The sequence below is a fragment of the Dyella mobilis genome, from assembly GCF_016904945.1.
GTDB classification, from domain to species: Bacteria; Pseudomonadota; Gammaproteobacteria; order Xanthomonadales; family Rhodanobacteraceae; genus Dyella_B; species Dyella_B mobilis.
Map to the genome: position 1 here is coordinate 79,911 of NZ_JADIKF010000030.1, position 16,656 is coordinate 96,566.

Here is a 16,656-nt window from a genome sequence, read left to right on the forward strand (position 1 = left end):
CGTGCTGTGTGACGATGGGCTTGCGCCCGGTTAGCTTCCAAAAAACCACGTTCTTTACGTTGTTGCTCGGCGCACTCGTCAATGAGCGTGCTTACCATCCAAATACAGGCCGGCTGCACCAATCACCCCGAGCTGGCCGTGCTCCATCAGTCGCACTGGTACCTGTTGCAGATAAGGACGCATCACGCCCTTGTTGAAAAAGCGCTCGGCAAACGTGCTCGACAGCAGCAGTTCGCGGATCTGCGGCAAGATGCCGCCGGCGAGATAGACGCCGCCGCGCGCGCCGTACAGCAGCACGAGGTCGCCGACGAAGCTGCCCAGCAATCCGCAGAACACGTTCAACGCTTCCACCGCGGCCGCATCGGAGCGATCCATGGCGCTGCGCGTGACATCCGAGGGCATCTGCAAGGCTGGCGTGACGCCGCGCAACGTGCAGATGGCGCCGTAGAGATTGATCAGGCCCGGGCCGGAAAGCGCGTGTTCGAACGAGACGTGCGCGCGATCGCGCGCCAACAGCCGCAGAATCTCGATTTCCAGTTCGTTGCCCGGTGCCAGAGCGACTTGTCCAGCCTCGGTCGCCAGCACGCTGGCGTGAGGCTTGCCGGGGAACAGCACCGCCGAACCCAGACCGGTGCCAGGCCCCATCACCAGCACCGGCCCTTCCATTTGCGGCGCACTGGTTTCGATGACGGGCGCTGCGTCGTCGCCGGTCATGAACTGGGTGGCGTAGGCCACGGCTTCAAAATCGTTGATCACCGCCAGGCTGGCAATGCCAAGCGATTCGCGGATTTCGCGGATCGACACCGGCCACGGCAGGTTGTCGTTGACGATGGCATCGCCCAGCACATAGCCCGCGCTGGCGACGGCACAACGATCCACGTGCGCGCTGGCGCTGAGTTGCGAAACGAAGTCTTTCAGCACCGCGGTAAGGCTGGGCCATTCGGCGCAGGCATAGCGGCGGTATTCGAGCACCGTCACCGGACGGTGGCCGTCCGGACGGGGGCTAATCAGGCCGATGCGCGCATGGGTGCCACCGACATCGGCGGCCAAAAAGGCCCGTTCCAGTGACGGCACCGTTTGCGCATTGCCACGTACGACAGCCTGAGCCACGCCCCCTCCCTCACATTTTTGCCGTGCTTACCTACGAAGCTCGTAGTACCCGTCCCAGGCACGGCGTTGTTGGCGGAGTCTGGTCAGGAATGACAACGCTGTCAACAGGTCGTAAAGAATGTCTTGGACTTAGCGTTGCGGCGCTGCGAAATAAGCGCAGGTGCCATCACGATGAAATTTACTTAAATATATGAATTTAAATAAATTAATAGAACGGCAGACAGGTCAAAAGACCTACAAAACGGAGTGTTGCAACGCACCACGTCGAGACCCGGGTCCACCCCGATGACGCACGTTGTCGGAGTCCATTCTTCACCGTCGATTGACAACGTTGTGCCTTGAGGACAATAAAGGCCGGTACGGTGAGGTCAAACGCCATCGCCGGCATCGGGTCTTTCACGGGGAGTGTTCATGTCGTCCACCACGTTAACCGCCGACGCGTCACGCACGTCGACATTGCTGCCGATGGTCATCATCGGCGTGCTGTTCTTCGTCATGGGTTTTTTTACCTGGCTTAACGGGCCGCTGATTTCGTTCGTGAAGGTGGCCTTTACGCTCGACGACATCAACGCTTTCCTGGTGCCTTTTGCGTTCTACGTGTCGTATTTCGTGCTCGCCCTGCCTGCGGGCGCAGTACTCAAGCGCACCGGCATGAAAAAGGGCATGGTGCTGGGCCTTTTCATCATGGCGATCGGTGCGGTGCTGTTCGGCGAGTTCGCGCGCATCCGCATTTATCCAGGCGCATTGACCGGCCTGTTCGTGATCGGCGCCGGCCTGTCCTTGCTGCAGACGGCGGCCAACCCGTACATCAGCATTCTCGGGCCGATCGAAAGCGCTGCATGGCGCATCGCGCTGATGGGCATCTGCAACAAAGTGGCCGGTTTCGTGGCCCCGCTGGCATTCGGCGCATTGGTGATGAAGGGGATCGACACCTTTCTCGGCAAAGTGACGGCGATGCCCATGGGTCCCGAGCGCGACGCCATGCTCACTGATTTCGCTGCGCACGTGTTCTGGCCTTATGTGATCCTGGCCGGCTTGCTGATGCTGATTGCGGTGTGGATCCTGCTGTCCTCGCTACCGGAAATCAAACCTTCCGGTGCAAACAGCGAAAACTCGATCGGCCACGCCAAAGGCGGCATTTTCAGCTTCCCGCACCTGTGGCTGGGCGTGCTGTGCCTGTTCCTGTATGTCGGCGTGGAGGTGATGGCCGGCGATGCCATCAACACCTATGGCCAGGGCTTCGGCCTGCCGTTGCAAGTGACCTCGCATTTCACCGCGTTCACCATGGCCGCCATGCTGGTGGGGTACCTGGTCGGTCTGGCGGTGATTCCGCGCTTCATTTCGCAGCAAAGCTACCTGGCCGTTTCGGCGGTAATGGGCGTGCTGTTCGCCATCGGCGCCTATGTGACCCACGGCTACACGTCGGTGGCGTTTGTGGCCGCTCTTGGCTTTGCCAACGCAATGATGTGGCCGGCGATCTTCCCGCTGGCAATCAAAGGGCTGGGCAGTCATACCGAGCTCGGCTCGGCACTGCTGATCATGGGTATCGTGGGCGGCGCACTGTTGCCGCAGGCCTTTGTGCACCTGAAGCAATACATCGATTTCCAGCTCGCGTTCGTGATTGTCATAGTGCCGTGCTATCTCTACATCCTGTATTACGGCGTACGCGGCCACAACGTGGGCACTCACGCAGGCTGAGGCATAATCGACGATGTCAGGGCCTGTTTATAACCACCGCACAGTCTCCGTCGTGCCTGCACGGTTGTCGGGCAGCAAGGCGGGATACGGTGGCACGGGGCTCCCGGACGGGGGCCGCGTGCCGGTCGTAAACAGGCTCTCAAACGCCGGCAATCCCGCGGCTTTTACTCGACCCGTTGACGGGGCACGGCGCATCTCTAAGATGCCTACCCCATACCCGGGAGGATCCCTCGTTGCACAGTCCCACTATCAAGGATGTCGCCAAACACGCTGGCGTGTCGCTGAAGACCGTTTCGCGCGTGATCAACCACGAAGCGGCTGTGCGCTCGGAAACCCGCGAAAAGGTGGAACGGGCGATCGAGCAACTCGGCTACCGCCCGGATCCGTCGGCCCGCAGCTTGCGCAGCAGTACGCACGCGTATGCCATCGGCCTGGTCTACGACAACCCGAACGCGCACTACGTGATCGACATGCAGAACGGGGTGCTGTCGGCATGCCGCGAGCGGGGTTTCGGGTTGCAGATATATCCCTGCGACTCGACCGCGCCGGGTTTGGCCGAAGAACTGGTTTCGCTGGTGCAGCGCGCGCGTCTGGCCGGATTGATCCTGGCGCCGCCGATGTCCGAGCAATCGGCCCTGCTGGCGAAGCTCAGAGCGCACGAGGTGGACTTTGTGCGCATCATCGCTTCGCGCGAAGATCCCAAGGACGGCATGCCCTGCGTGTACGTGGACGACCACGACGCGGCCTATGCGATCACCGAGCATTTGATCCAGCTCGGCCACACGCGCATCGGCTTTTTGTGGGGCGAACCGCATCACCGCTCCAGCCCGGAACGCTATCAGGGCTATGCGGACGCGCTGAAGGATTACGGCATCGCGATCAACCGCAAGCTGATCCTGCCGGGCCGCTATGCGTTCGACGACGGTTTCCGCGGTGCACGCAAATTGCTGGCTCTGAAGGAACCGCCCACTGCCATCTTCGGCTGCAACGACGAAATCGCGGCCGGTGTGCTGGCCGCGGCGCGTTCGGCCGGACTGGATGTGCCATGGGATCTGTCCATCGCAGGCTTCGAGGACAGCCCGTTTTCCAAGCAGGCCTGGCCCGCACTCACCACGGCGCGGCAATCGACCAGCGAGATCGGACGGCATGCCGCCCTGCGTCTGATGAGCGGCCTGCAGCACCAGGACGGCGAACCGGCCAACGAGGGCTTCATGCCCGAACTGGTGGTTCGCGGCTCCACGGCGCCTCCGCGGCAAACCTGATTTCTTCGCGGGACCCGCTCGGTCCCGCGATCGCCCTCTCCCTTCCCTATCCCACGCGGCCGCCTGCTGCTGTGCGCATCGAAGCATGCGCGCAAGGCGTAGCGCTGCCCGCGACTTTTGCTCTGGAGCTCTCATGAAATCCGCTCGCGATACCCTGATGTACAACGAGGCGCAGGAAAGCGCCGCCACGGTCGAACGACAACTGACACAGAATGCCGGGCTGCTGAAAGCGCTCGGCGAACGCCTGCGCACACAGCCGCCGCGCTTCATCGTCACCTGCGCCCGCGGCAGCTCCGATCACGCGGCGGCGTATGCGAAATACGTATTCGAAACCCGCCTCGGCTTGGTCACCGCATCAGCATCGCCCTCGATCTCCTCCATCTACGATGCCGACCTGAAACTCGACGGCGCACTGTTCCTGGCCATCTCCCAGTCGGGCAAAAGCCCGGACCTGCTGCGCAGCGCGCAAGCCGCCAAGGAAGCAGGTGCCTACGTGGTGGCCATGGTCAACGTGGAAGACTCGCCGCTGGCCGGACTGGCCGACACCGTGATTCCGCTGCGCGCCGGCCCCGAACACAGCGTGGCGGCCACCAAGAGCTATCTCGCCACACTGGCGGCGGTATTGCAGCTGACCGCGTACTGGAGCGATGACCAGAAACTGCACGATGCCATCGCGCGCCTGCCGCAGGATCTGCGCCATGGCTGGGAAGGCAACTGGAGTCCGCTGGAAAACGGCCTGGTCGACGTGCACAACCTTTACGTCGTCGGCCGCGGCTATGGTTTTGGCGCGGCACTGGAAGCCGCGCTGAAATTGAAGGAGACCTGCGGCCTGCATGCCGAGGCATTCAGCGCGGCGGAAGTGAAGCACGGCCCGATGGCCCTGGTCGGCGCCGGTTTCCCGGTGCTGTTCCTGGCCCAGGACGACGGCACGCTGGAAAACACCCTCGCCGTCGCCGCCGAGTTCCGCTCGCGCGGCGCGCGCGTGTGGGTGGCCGCACCCGGTGCCGAAGGCGCCGACGCGCTGCCGCTGCCGACCGGCATCGAACCCATCGTCACGCCGCTGCTCGCCGTGCAGAGTTTCTATCGCGCCGCCAGCGCGCTGTCGCTCGCACGCGGTTACGATCCCGACGTACCGCCGCATTTGCGCAAGGTCACGGAGACGGTGTAATGCCAGTCAATCCTTTGCTTGCCCTGGTCAACGGCCGCGTCGTCGACGATCACCTTCCGCGCGAGGGCCTCGCCGTGCTGGTGCGCGGCAAACGCATCGTCGCCCTCGTTGCGGACAACGATCCGCGCCTGGCCGACGCGCAACGCCACGACCTGCAAGGTCGCCTGCTGCTGCCGGGCTTTATCGACGTGCAGGTCAACGGCGGCGGCGGCCTGCTGTTCAACGATGCACCCACTGTTGAAACCTTGCGCGGCATCGCCCAGGCGCACCGCAAATTCGGCACCACCGGCATGCTGCCGACGCTGATTACCGACACGGCCGAAAAAATGCGCGAGGCGCTCGACGCGGTGGACGACGCGATCGAGCAGCGCATTCCCGGCATTCTCGGCATTCACGTGGAAGGCCCGTTTCTCGCGAACGCACGCAAGGGCATCCACAATGCCGACCTATTCCGCTATCCGGACGAGAGCGACATCGAGGCGCTTACCGCACCGCATCGCGGCGCCGTGATGCTGACGCTGGCACCCGACCAGGTGTCGCCGATCACCATCGCACGGCTGAGCGAAGCGGGTGTCATCGTGGTCGCGGGCCACACCGCGGCCGACTACGCCACCACGCGCGCCGCACTCGATGCCGGCGTGCGCGGTTTCACGCATCTGTACAACGCCATGACGCCGCTCAGCAGCCGCGATCCGGGTGTGGTGGGTGCCGCGCTCGACGATCCGCACAGCTGGTGCGGCCTGATCGTGGACGGCCACCACGTGCACCCAGCCGCCTTGCGCGTGGCGATTGCCGCAAAAACACGCGGCAAGTGCGTGCTGGTGACCGATGCGATGCCGCCGGTCGGCAGCGACAATCCCACTTACACGCTCAACGGCCAGACCATCGTGATGCGCGACGGCATCTGCCAGAGCGAAGCGGGCGTACTGGCGGGTTCCGGCCTGGACATGGCCGGTGCCGTCCGCAACGCGGTGCAGATGCTGGGCCTGCCGCTGGCCGAGGCCTCGCGGATGGCAAGCAGCTATCCGGCGGCGTGGATCGGCCTGGATCGCACGCACGGCCGCATTGCGGCGGGGTATCGCGCGGACTTCGCGGTGATGGACGATACGCTTACCGTGCGCGAAACCTGGGTGGACGGGATCGCGTATGCGGTGAATTGATCGCTCTGCATGCCCCCCTGCGCGACAGGGGCGGGTATCGCGGAATTTAAAGTTGGCGCAACACGATCTGCTTGAGCTTTTCGGCCAGCTCCGGCGTCAGCGCAGCCAGCACACCGCGCTTTTCGTCGGGAATGTGCGCGGCAGGATCTTCATCCCCGAACAGGTAGTAATCCAGGAGCGACCGCCAGGCGTTTTTCTCCGCCGGTGAAAGCGAACGCACGCTGAGCAATCCGTGCATGAGGAAACCCATCGCCGAACGCGTGGCAGGCACGCCGTCCATCACCGGTTTCCACCAATAGTTCACCAGTGCGTTCAGCCGTTCGAGCGAGGCAACGTGGTGCCACCACAGCGGAGGGATGTAGATCGCGTCGCCGGGCTCCAGCACCCCGTCGTACGCTGCGGCCAGCGCATCCTTCAACCTTGGAAACCGCGGGTCTTCAGGCCGGTCCAGTCGCGCCATGCTGATGGCCGAACCTGTCGGCGCAAAATCCAGCGGACCAACGTACAGATTGCGCACCTGCTCCGGTGCGAACAACGTGAATTTACGCCGTCCGCATACGACGCAGGCGATGTTGTAGTACTCGTCGAAGTGGGCTGGCGTCACTACCTTGTTGCCGATCCACATGCGCGGCTCTATCTGAGCACCCATGAACGGCAGGCGATGTTCTGCGGAAAAGCCAGGCGCGCACGTACTTATCGCGGCGCTTTGAATGGCCAGCCCTTCTGCGCTGTGCTCACGACTGTACTGCGCCAGGCGCTGCAAGCCTTGCGTGATCGGTACCCGATGGTGGCGATAATTGAATCCGCTCAGGTCGGCGTTGTAGCCGACTACTCCATCTTCGCTCGGCGGCATGACCAGCGTATCCACCGGCGTGCCGTTATCCAGTTCGCCAAGCCGGCGCGCGAAAGCGGCATCCGATTGGCGTGCCAACACCACCAGCGGCCAATCCCGCGCCAGTCCGCGGATCACCAACGGGCGATCGCGGCCGGCAAAGTCGTCGATCGTTATCGACGAAAGAGAACCCTGGAATTCCTCGATGGGCGTCGGCATGCGTGTCCGGAAGGAAAACGTGTGCGCTCATCATAGCGCCGCGGCAGGCCGGCGTTTGCTCGCGCCGGCGGCCATCTGCCTGTCTATTGGTAAACGTGCAGCCGGTTGAAGATCCAGCCGTAATACGACTTCACCAGGTTCTTGTCCGCACAGTCGGCGTACAGGCCGTTGCAGCGTTCGCGCAACGAGGTGAGGGCGGAGAAGTAAGGGTCCATCGGCAAGCCCGCCGCTTTCAGGACCATGCCGGGCAAATGCGCGATATCCAGCATCGGATACGTCGGCAGCGCCGGGCCGGGCACGTTGCTCTTGATCATGTAATAGGTGAGGTAGTCCTGGTACGGCACCAGCGCTGACGGCAACGTGCGCGGCAAGGTGCGCATCAGGTCGTCGAACGACGGCTGGTGATCGCCGAAGTGCACCAGCACCGTCGGCTGCGCGCGGTCGAGGAAATCGTGTTCGAGCCCCTTCATCGCCACGTCCGAATCGTGCAGGCGCTGCAGGTAGGTATCGAAATTCAGCGCTGTCGCCGGCGGCAACCCTTGCAGCAGGTTCTGGAACGGCTTGGGCAGCGTCGACATCGGATCGTTGTGCGGCCCGTGCTGGTTGATCGTCAGCACCATGATGAAGACCGGTTGGCCCGGCTTTTTCAGCTTGTCGTAGACCTGCTTGGCGGCGGCAAACATCTGCGCATCGGTTTCATCCCAGTCGTCCAGGCCGAGTTCGCCCGCGCCGTAGAAGTGATCGACACCGTAGGCCTTGTAGGCATCGCGGCCGTTGAGAAATTCGCCGTGGGTGGGATAGATCGCCACCGTGAGATAGCCCAGCCTGCGCAACTGCTGCGGCAGCGAGTCGCGCAAGTGCGGCGCCAACACGTACGGCGCATACATGCCGCCGGGGCCGAAAATGTCCTGCGGCATGCCACTGAGCGCGGCGAATTCGCTAACCCAGGTGCCGCCGCCGAACGTATGCACGCGCATGACACCCGTGCCGCGCGTGCGTGCATCGGGCTTGAACATCGCCAGGTCGCATGCCGGCACGGTGCAATGGGTGTACGGCGCGGGATCGAAGGTGCTTTCTTCCAGCACCTGCACGATATCCGGGTATTGGCTGGCATCCACCGTGCCCGGAACACCGGTAGCCGTCGCCTGCCAGTCGCGCTCGGCAGCAGCGTCATCCGAAGCCGCCGGCACGTGCACGCTGGAGTCGCGCAGATTGACGAAGAAATTGGTCAGGTCCGCATCGTCGGACATTTTTTCCCAGGTGCCGCGCGCATGCACCGGCGCAAACGGACCGGAAGGCAGCAGGCACACCCAGAACGCCAGCGCACAAGCGGCGACGCCGCCGATGCGCAGCAGGCTTCTGGGCAAGGCGCGCAAGCCGGCAAACAAGGGGCGGCCGCCCGTCCACGCCAACCACAGCACGATAGGCACCGCGATTAAGACGCAAATCCCCACGCTATAGATATTGGGATAGCGGCGCAGCGTTTCGAACAGGCTAGAGCGTACGTAATAAACGAAATCGGCCGGCATCAGCGGCGATTCCAGATACTCTTCTTTCAACACGGTGATCGCGCGCAACAGCAGGAACAGGCCTCCGCTGAAAACCAGGGCAAATGCCATGCGCGCAAAGGCAAACAGCGACACGCCAAGCACGCACAGCATCAAGGCGGAGACGAAGTCGCGCTGCTCCTGCAGCGGCTCCTGCCAAGCGGTAAACCAGATGCAGATGGCGAAGAAAGCGACGGCGCAAATCGTCGTCGCGCGGCTTCGCGTCGTGCGAAACGAGCTCAATGTCACGTGGAATCCCCCTGGTGCGGCGCCGCCTCGTGGGGTGGCGCATCGTTCTGTGGCTGTCAAAATGGCGTCATTTTAAAGCCTTTTTGTCGTCAAATTGGCCCATGCCAGAGGCGGATTGTCACCCATATCTGCTAGGTTCATGGTCTGCAAGCCTGTCGCCGGAATCCCCATGCTCCTTCGTTCTGCCCGCTTTCCCGCCCTTGCCCTTGCCATGGCGCTCGCCGGGTGCGCCAGCCAGCCGCGCCCGGCCGCACAGGCCAAGCCGCTTCCCGACGGGCTGCGGGCCGACGTCGCGGTGCTGGAAACCACCGACCTGCACTCCAATATCCTCAGCTACGACTACTACAAGCAGAAAGTGGACCCCACGCTCGGGTTCGAGCGCACTGTCACGCTGATACGCAAGGCGCGCAGCCAGTTCACCAACAGCTTCCTGTTCGATGCCGGCGACACCATCCAGGGCAGCGTGCTGGCCGACTACCAGGCCCAGGTGCAAAAAATCGACTGCGGGCAGGAACTTGCGATCTACCGCAGCATGGACGCCATCGGCTATGACGGCGGCACCATCGGCAACCACGAGTTCAACTACGGCCTGCCCTATCTCTCGCAGGTCACCGGCACGCCGATGAACGTGGACGGCGCCGGCCAGCACCCTTGCGCTGGCCCGCACTACCCGCTGGTGCTGGCCAACGTGAACAGCGCGCGCGACGGCAAGCCGATTTTCAAGCCGTGGACGATGATCGAACGCAAGGTCGCCGCCTACACGCCTGACGGCAGCCAGCTGAGCGTTCCCTTGAAGATCGCCATCATCGGCTTCACCCCGCCGCCGATCATGCAATGGGACAAGCAGAACCTGGAAGGCAAGGTCACCGTGACCGGCGTGGTCGAGGCAGCCCGGAAATACCTGCCGGAAATCCAGGCGCAGCACCCGGACCTGGTCATCGCGATCCTGCACGGCGGCATGAATGACGCGCCGTATACCCCCGACATGGAAAACGGCGGCTGGTACCTGGCCGGCGTGCCGGGCATCGATGTGCTGCTGATGGGGCACGAACACACCGACTTCCCCGGCCCGCGTTTCGCGCACCTGCAGGACGTGGACGACCAGCACGGTTTCGTGCGCGGCGTACCGGCGGTGATGGGCGGCTTCTTCGGCAAGGACCTGGGCGTCATCCGCCTGGCCCTGGTGCGCCAGCAGAATCATTGGACGATCGACAAAGGGAAGACGTTCAGCCAGGTGTGGCCGATTTGTCCGCCGGTGATCAAAGACGGCAAGCCCTCGGTGTCCGCGTCGAACTGTGTGCAGGCCGATCCGCAGATCAAGCTGGTGGTGGGCAAGTTGCAACAGTCCGCGATCGATTACGTCAACACGCCGATCGGACAGAGCACGCTGCGCATGAGCAGCTATTTTGCCGACGAGGGCGACATGAGCGCGCTCGCCCCCGTGAACGCAGCGCAGATCGATTACGTACGGCAGGAACTGCCTTCGGCTCATCCGGAACTGGCCAAGACACCGGTACTGGGCTCGGCCGCCGCGTTCCGCACCGGTTTTGGCGGCCCGGACGACTACACCGACGTGCAGCCTGGCCCGCTTACGTTGCGCAGCGCAGCGGATCTGTATTTCTATCCGAACACGCTGACGGCGGTAAAAATCGACGGCAGCGGCTTGAAAGCATGGCTTGAACAATCCGCGCGGCGCTTCAATCAAATCGATCCGCACGCGACCGGCGAGCAACAGCTCATCAATGAGAAATACGTCGGCTACAACTTCGACCAGATCCAGGGCGGCATCGCCTATACGATCGACGTCTCCAAGCCGGCAGGCCAGCGCATCGAGAAGCTCACTTACCGCGGCAAGCGCGTGATCCCCGGGGAAACCTTCGTGGTCGTCACCAACAACTATCGGGCCAGCGGCGGCGGGCATTTCCCCGGGCTCGACGGCAACAACGTGGTACTTGCCGCACCGGATGGCACGCGTGAAATCCTGGCGCATTGGCTGCAGCAGCATCCCTCGCTTTCCAGCCAGGACCTGCCGGCAACGTCCTGGCATTTCGCGCGCTTGAAAACGCGCGGCCCCGTGGTGTTCACCTCCGCCAGCGACAAGCAGGCGGTGGCCGAAACCGACGGGCTGCACAACGTCAAGCAGATACGGGACGACGGCGACGGTACCGCGGTGTATTCGATCGATCTGTCGCACTGAGGCCGCGAGTACCCCGCCTGCTGCCGCTGGCTGGACCGGTCGGCAGCAAGCAGGGGGTCGGGTTAGGATGCCAGCCGTTACTGGCCAGATCGCGGCATCGGCATGCACAAGACCCTTCCCCTGGCGCCACCCTCGCCGTGGCTGACCCTCTTGATCGGCTGGGGTCCCTGCGTATTCGCGAATTTGATCGGCGTACTTACCGTCCTCCATCAACCGCCGCGCGAATCGCTGTTCCACGTTTTTGTACTGCTGTTTTATACGCTGGCCGCATTGCCGATCACTTTTCTATTGCGCCGGCTGTGGCGCCGGCAAACGCCGTGGCGCAAAAGTGCTGTCGTGCTGTTGATCGCCACGTTTGCCCTGGCTTTTTTTGCAACCACCCTGGGATATCGCTTTGCCTTGTACACGGGCGAAGTCAAAGGCAGCTTCCAGTGGAGCAATGTACTGCTCGGCATGCAGTCGTTCTGGTTTTTGCTGATGGGCTATTGCGCCACGTACCTGGGCATGGGTTATTACCTGGCCAACCAGGAAGAGCATCGCCGCGCGCTGTCTGCCACGGCACTGGCCAAGGATGCGGAGCTGAAAGCGCTGCGCTATCAACTGCATCCGCACTTTCTGTTCAATACGCTCAACGCGATTTCCACCCTGGTGGTGGAGGAACGCACACAGGATGCCACCCGCATGATCGCCCGGCTTGGGGACTTCCTGCGCGCCACGCTGGATAGCGGCCATGCCCACGAAGTGGCGCTGGCGGATGAGCTTGCACTGACCGAGCATTACCTGGACATCGAAAAGGCACGCCTGGGCGAGCGGCTGGCCATCGCCGTCCACGTCGGGCCCGATACCCTGCATGCCGCCGTACCGTACCTGTTGTTGCAGCCGCTGGTGGAGAACGCGATCCGCCATGGCATTGCGCCGCGCCGGGAAGGTGGCCGCCTGGACATTGAAGCCGCGCTGGAAGCCGGACGGCTGCATCTTCGCTTGCGCAATGACGGTGTCGCCGGAAAGCCTGTCCGCACGCTGGACGATACCGCCGGCCCCTCATCGATCGGCCTGCGCAATGTACGCGAGCGCCTGCGCCATCTTTACGAAGGCGATCATCGCTTTGTGCTTGATGTCGGCGACGACGGGCGTTGCGAGGTGCTCATCGACCTGCCGTATCGGCACGCTGCGGATGTATCGCACGAAGCGGCCCAGGCAGCATGAGCATGCGCGTACTGGTCGTCGATGACGAGCCGCTGGCGCGCCGAGGTATCACTTCGCGACTGACACGCCATGCCGATGTCGAACTGGTCGGCGAAGCGGCGGATGGCGAAACGGCGCTGGCCGCGATCGTCACCCACGCGCCCGACCTGGTTTTCATGGACGTGCAGATGCCCGGCATGAGCGGGCTGGAGACCTTGCGCTCACTGGCGCCGTCCGAACGGCCGATGACGGTATTTCTTACCGCTTACGATCGATTTGCGCTGCATGCTTTCGAAGTGCACGCACTGGATTACCTGCTCAAGCCGATCGACGACGATCGCTTTGCCGAAGCCCTGGACCGCGCCCGCGATGCGCTCGTTTCCCGTCGTGCCATGGCACAGCAGCCTCGGCTGCAGGCATTGCTGGCCGGCGAACCGGACGCACCAAAATACGCCCAGCGCTTTACCGTTCGCGTTGGTCATCGCGTGGCCGTCGTTGCCGCCGGCGAGATCGACTGGATCGAAGCCATGGGCGATTACGCCGGATTGCACGTACGAGGCAAGGCACATCTGCTACGCGAACCGCTGCACAAGCTGGCCCTGCGGCTGGACCCGACCCAGTTCGTGCGCATTCATCGTTCGACCATCGTGCGCGTGGACCGGATCGCAGAAATGCAGACGCTTTCCAACCGCGACTGCCTGCTCAGGCTGCGCGACGGCACGCCCCTGCGCGCCAGCCGCACCTACGGCGAAGCCTTGCGCACCACGCTGGCAGGGCAACCACTTTCTGCCAGTGCCGGCTGAGGCCGAAACGGTTCGTCGCAAGCATCCACCGTTTCGGCGCATTTCCGGGCCGGCCGTCTTTCCCGACTTTTATAGTCGCCACAGCGAGCCTGCCCATGCGGGGCCTGGCGATGTTCAACTCGGGAGAATGCTTCATGAAGCACGTGTTGCTTGCAGTCGGCCTGGCGTTTGCCGGTTCCGCCCACGCCGCGGCGGCGCCGAATGCCGATATTGAAAAGGCCACGCAACAGATCCAGCAAGTGGTCCACGATTTTCAGGCGGGAATCATCAAAAAGGACCGCGCGTTGCTCGCCAGCCTGTTTTATCCGGGCTCCAACTCCTGGTTCAGCGTGGCGACGGCGCCGGCGTATCGAGCCATGCAGCAGAAATTTCCCGGCACCACACGCGTACACGGAGGAAGCTACGAGGACTTCATCGGATTTGTCACCGGCAATCCCGATCCACAGGAAGAAAAATTTTCCAATGTAATGATCCACACCGACGGCAATATCGCTGCGGTGTATTTCGATTTCGTCTATCTCGACAAGGGAAAGCTCAACAACCAGGGCAGCGAGACCTGGCAACTGTTGAACACGCCCGACGGCTGGAAAATCAATTCGATCATCTACACGATGGACCCGGGTGTTTCCAAAAAGGATTGAAAAGTGAAGCCTCCTGGCCACTGCATCATTCGATGGACTGGATGGAGCCTGATCGCACTGATCGCCGTTTGCAGCGCGGGAGCCTGCTGGAATGCGTGGACCGTGCATCGTCTTCGCGAAGCGAATCCAGCACCCGGCCGGCTCTATACGGTGAATGGCCGTACGATGCACTTGTTCTGCACCGGCGAAGGATCGCCGACCGTGTTGCTCGAATCGGGATTCGGAGACGATTTCACAGCCTGGGCTAAAGTGCAGCCGGTGCTGTCCAAAATCACTCGAACCTGCTCCTATGATCGGGCGGGTTTCGGCTGGAGTGAAAGCCAGCCCGGTGTCGCCGATGCCGAACACGTGGCCGATACCCTGCACACCTTGCTCGACCAGGCCGGCATCACGGAGCCGGTAGTCTTGATGGGCCACTCGCTTGGCGGCGTGTATATCCGCGATTACGCCATGCATTTTCCCCACGATGTTGCCGGCATGGTGCTGGTGGATGCCACGACACCCATGCCGCCTTCCATGCCCGCTTCCCTGGCAGCGCTGGACAAGCATGGCGCGGCGGAGTTTCTGTTCCTCAGAGCGCTGATCGATCTGGGGATAGCGCGCGCCACCGGCCAATGCGATGCGATACCGCCTGGCTTCGATGCGTACGCGGGGTGGATCAGGGCCAACACCTGCGTTCCAAACCAGATGTCTGCCTATCGGCAAGCCTACGACGCTGTGCCGGCTTCGCTCGCCGAAGTCGCCCGCTCCGGTCGGATAGGCGATTTTCCTATCCTGATTTTTTCGCAGGATCCCGAGCAGACCGTACCCGCCATGCTTGCTCAGCAGGTGTCTCCGGCAGACTGGCAAACCGGCATGCGCCTGCACGACGACGGCCAGGAAGCGCTGAAAAAACTTTCGCCGTACAGCCGACGCATCATTGCCAAAGGCAGCAGTCACTACATTCAGTACGACAGGCCGGACTTGCTTGATCGCGAAGTGACCGCGTTCATCCAACACATCCGGCGCGGTGAAGCACTTCCGGATAACGGCATCACATCAATTGAGTGACTGACGCCGTTGCGGAAAACCTGCAGATTTCACGCGAACCGCACGGTGTTATTCAGCCTTCCACTTTCGTCGCCTGGCAAATGCGATAGTTTCATTAGGCAACTGTTGACAGCCGCTGCAGTGCACAACTAATGTCGGAACCATGTCGCCCGCATTCGCGCCAGCACGCATCGATTTCACCCCGGTCAGCACCGGGCGTGACGGCGTTTCGGCGGCAACGATCATCGCCACGATTATTACCACCACTACCGGTACCGGTACGACCGGTCACGGGGTGGTGTCAGTGCGCGAGTAGAGACTCAAACGCAACGGCCCCGCCCTCGAAGAGGCGGGCCGGCATCCCCGAACCGCCAGCGAGCAGGGGCCTCAACCGGAGGCCATCATGGATAGCTGTGCATCACTCATCGCCGAACACCCGCATCGCCTACCCCCTTTGCCAGCGGTCCACTCGCGGCAGCGAACGCTGGCGGTCGGCCTGATCGGCCCTGGGCGAGTGGGCAGCGTGCTGCTGGCCCAGCTGCGCGCCGCGCAGGAACGTCTCGCGCGCGAGTCAGGCCTGCATTTGAAGCTCTGCGGCGTGGCAGCCAGCCGCCGCATGTGGCTCGATTGCGATGATCCCGAGCTCAACGCCCAGCACGACGCACAGACCTGGCGCCCCGCCGATCTTGACCAGTTCGCCGCCCACGTACGCGGCAACGATCTGCGCCACGCCATGCTGATCGACTGCAGCGCCAACGATGCAGTGGCTTCGCAATACCCCTATTGGCTTGCCTCCGGCCTGCACGTGGTCACACCGAACAAGCTTGCCAGCAGCGGGCCGCTTTCGCGCTGGCAAGCCATCCGTGCGGCCAGCCAGCATGGCGGGCGGTTTCGTTACGAAGCCACTGTGTGCGCCGGGTTGCCGGTGGTGCAGACCCTGCGCGATCTGCTCGATACCGGCGATCAGCTACTGTCGGTGGAAGGCATGTTTTCCGGCACGCTGGCCTGGCTTTGCTGCCACTACGACGGTACGCGCCCGTTCTCCGCACTCGTGCGCGAAGCGCACGCACTGGGTTATACGGAACCGGACCCGCGCGACGATCTTTCCGGTATCGATGTCGCGCGCAAGCTGGTGATCCTCGCGCGCGAAGCCGGCTGGCCGCTGTCCCTGCACGACGTGGCGGTGGAAAGCCTGGTGCCGGCGGAACTGGCGGAGCTGCCACTGGATGAGTTCATGGAACGCCTGGAAGAACTCGATGCCCCCATGGCCAAACGTCTCGCCACTGCGCACGCCGATGCCGGTGTGCTGCGCCACGTTGCCAGCCTCGATCGCGACGGCCGTGCCCAGGTGAAGCTGCAGGCCTTGCCTTCGCCGCATCCGTTCGCACATACGCGGCTTACGGATAACATCGTGCAATTCCGCACTCAGCGATACTGCGATAATCCGTTGCTGGTGCAAGGCCCCGGCGCCGGCCCCGAAGTGACTGCCGCCGGCGTGTTTGCCGATTTGTTGCGCATCGCCGAATCGCTGGAGGTGCGCGCGTGAATACTCCTTT

Annotated in this window: 14 protein-coding genes; 11 read left to right on the plus strand and 3 right to left on the minus strand. The window is 63.0% G+C overall.

Features of this window, described 5'->3' with window-relative positions; translation table 11 throughout:
* Positions 1-78 precede the first annotated feature (78 nt).
* Entirely contained in the window at positions 79-1,110 is a 1,032-nt protein-coding gene (gene glk, locus ISS99_RS01280; RefSeq protein WP_204629753.1) for a glucokinase, read from the minus strand.
* Between the two features lie 411 nt (positions 1,111-1,521).
* Between glk and ISS99_RS01285 the strand changes: the two genes are divergently transcribed.
* The 4 genes from ISS99_RS01285 to nagA all read left to right on the plus strand — a co-directional run bounded on the left by ISS99_RS01285 (position 1,522) and on the right by nagA (position 6,398).
* Positions 1,522-2,808 (plus strand): sugar MFS transporter, encoded by a 1,287-nt coding sequence (locus ISS99_RS01285; protein ID WP_204629754.1) that lies wholly within the window; start codon positions 1,522-1,524, stop codon positions 2,806-2,808.
* Between the two features lie 233 nt (positions 2,809-3,041).
* On the plus strand, positions 3,042-4,070 hold the full coding sequence (locus tag ISS99_RS01290) for a LacI family DNA-binding transcriptional regulator (protein WP_204629755.1): 1,029 nt from the start codon (positions 3,042-3,044) through the stop codon (positions 4,068-4,070).
* A 133-nt stretch (positions 4,071-4,203) separates the two neighbouring features.
* Positions 4,204-5,238 carry an SIS domain-containing protein gene (locus ISS99_RS01295; RefSeq protein WP_204629756.1) on the plus strand — a complete coding sequence of 345 codons (1,035 nt, stop codon included), beginning with the start codon at positions 4,204-4,206 and terminating at the stop codon, positions 5,236-5,238.
* The gene (gene nagA / locus ISS99_RS01300; RefSeq protein ID WP_204629757.1) at positions 5,238-6,398 is read left to right on the plus strand and encodes an N-acetylglucosamine-6-phosphate deacetylase; all 1,161 of its coding nucleotides are present in this window, start codon (positions 5,238-5,240) and stop codon (positions 6,396-6,398) included. Before ISS99_RS01295 ends, nagA begins: the two co-directional genes overlap by 1 nt.
* Positions 6,399-6,444: 46 nt before the next feature.
* On the opposite strand, the gene ISS99_RS01305 is transcribed toward nagA, so the two are convergent.
* Together ISS99_RS01305 and ISS99_RS01310 are read right to left on the minus strand one after the other, a co-directional pair.
* Positions 6,445-7,449 (minus strand): cupin-like domain-containing protein, encoded by a 1,005-nt coding sequence (locus tag ISS99_RS01305; protein ID WP_204629758.1) that lies wholly within the window; start codon positions 7,447-7,449, stop codon positions 6,445-6,447.
* Positions 7,450-7,532: 83 nt separating this feature from the next.
* Positions 7,533-9,245 carry an LTA synthase family protein gene (locus tag ISS99_RS01310; RefSeq protein ID WP_284343860.1) on the minus strand — a complete coding sequence of 571 codons (1,713 nt, stop codon included), beginning with the start codon at positions 9,243-9,245 and terminating at the stop codon, positions 7,533-7,535.
* A 169-nt stretch (positions 9,246-9,414) separates the two neighbouring features.
* On the opposite strand from ISS99_RS01310, the gene ISS99_RS01315 reads away from it, so the two are divergent.
* The 7 genes from ISS99_RS01315 to ISS99_RS01345 all read left to right on the plus strand — a co-directional run bounded on the left by ISS99_RS01315 (position 9,415) and on the right by ISS99_RS01345 (position 16,646).
* On the plus strand, positions 9,415-11,442 hold the full coding sequence (locus ISS99_RS01315; protein WP_204629759.1) for a bifunctional 2',3'-cyclic-nucleotide 2'-phosphodiesterase/3'-nucleotidase: 2,028 nt from the start codon (positions 9,415-9,417) through the stop codon (positions 11,440-11,442).
* A 102-nt stretch (positions 11,443-11,544) separates the two neighbouring features.
* A complete protein-coding gene (locus tag ISS99_RS01320; RefSeq protein WP_204629760.1) occupies positions 11,545-12,648 on the plus strand; it encodes a sensor histidine kinase in 1,104 nt (367 codons plus the stop codon).
* Positions 12,645-13,430, plus strand: a complete 786-nt coding sequence (locus tag ISS99_RS01325) for a LytR/AlgR family response regulator transcription factor (RefSeq protein WP_204629761.1) — start codon at positions 12,645-12,647, stop codon at positions 13,428-13,430. Before ISS99_RS01320 ends, ISS99_RS01325 begins: the two co-directional genes overlap by 4 nt.
* Positions 13,431-13,564: 134 nt before the next feature.
* On the plus strand, positions 13,565-14,071 hold the full coding sequence (locus tag ISS99_RS01330) for a hypothetical protein (protein WP_204629762.1): 507 nt from the start codon (positions 13,565-13,567) through the stop codon (positions 14,069-14,071).
* 3 nt (positions 14,072-14,074) lie between these two features.
* Positions 14,075-15,121, plus strand: coding sequence for an alpha/beta fold hydrolase (locus tag ISS99_RS01335; RefSeq protein WP_204629763.1), 1,047 nt, complete (start codon positions 14,075-14,077; stop codon positions 15,119-15,121).
* Between the two features lie 142 nt (positions 15,122-15,263).
* A complete protein-coding gene (locus ISS99_RS01340) occupies positions 15,264-15,416 on the plus strand; it encodes a hypothetical protein (RefSeq protein WP_204629764.1) in 153 nt (50 codons plus the stop codon).
* A gap of 87 nt (positions 15,417-15,503) precedes the next feature.
* Positions 15,504-16,646 (plus strand): homoserine dehydrogenase family protein, encoded by a 1,143-nt coding sequence (locus ISS99_RS01345; RefSeq protein WP_204629765.1) that lies wholly within the window; start codon positions 15,504-15,506, stop codon positions 16,644-16,646.
* Positions 16,647-16,656 lie beyond the last annotated feature (10 nt).

Bases quoted from the DNA above. Each gene is read 5' to 3' on its own strand.
- ISS99_RS01305 (WP_204629758.1), bottom strand. From the start codon at position 7,449: ATGCCGACGCCCATCGAGGAATTCCAGGGTTCTCTTTCGTCGATAACG.
- ISS99_RS01325 (WP_204629761.1), top strand. From the start codon at position 12,645: ATGAGCATGCGCGTACTGGTCGTCGATGACGAGCCGCTGGCGCGCCGA.
- ISS99_RS01340 (WP_204629764.1), top strand. From the start codon at position 15,264: ATGTCGCCCGCATTCGCGCCAGCACGCATCGATTTCACCCCGGTCAGC.
- ISS99_RS01285 (WP_204629754.1), top strand. From the start codon at position 1,522: ATGTCGTCCACCACGTTAACCGCCGACGCGTCACGCACGTCGACATTG.
- ISS99_RS01315 (WP_204629759.1), top strand. From the start codon at position 9,415: ATGCTCCTTCGTTCTGCCCGCTTTCCCGCCCTTGCCCTTGCCATGGCG.
- ISS99_RS01295 (WP_204629756.1), top strand. From the start codon at position 4,204: ATGAAATCCGCTCGCGATACCCTGATGTACAACGAGGCGCAGGAAAGC.
- ISS99_RS01330 (WP_204629762.1), top strand. From the start codon at position 13,565: ATGAAGCACGTGTTGCTTGCAGTCGGCCTGGCGTTTGCCGGTTCCGCC.
- nagA (WP_204629757.1), top strand. From the start codon at position 5,238: ATGCCAGTCAATCCTTTGCTTGCCCTGGTCAACGGCCGCGTCGTCGAC.
- ISS99_RS01345 (WP_204629765.1), top strand. From the start codon at position 15,504: ATGGATAGCTGTGCATCACTCATCGCCGAACACCCGCATCGCCTACCC.
- ISS99_RS01320 (WP_204629760.1), top strand. From the start codon at position 11,545: ATGCACAAGACCCTTCCCCTGGCGCCACCCTCGCCGTGGCTGACCCTC.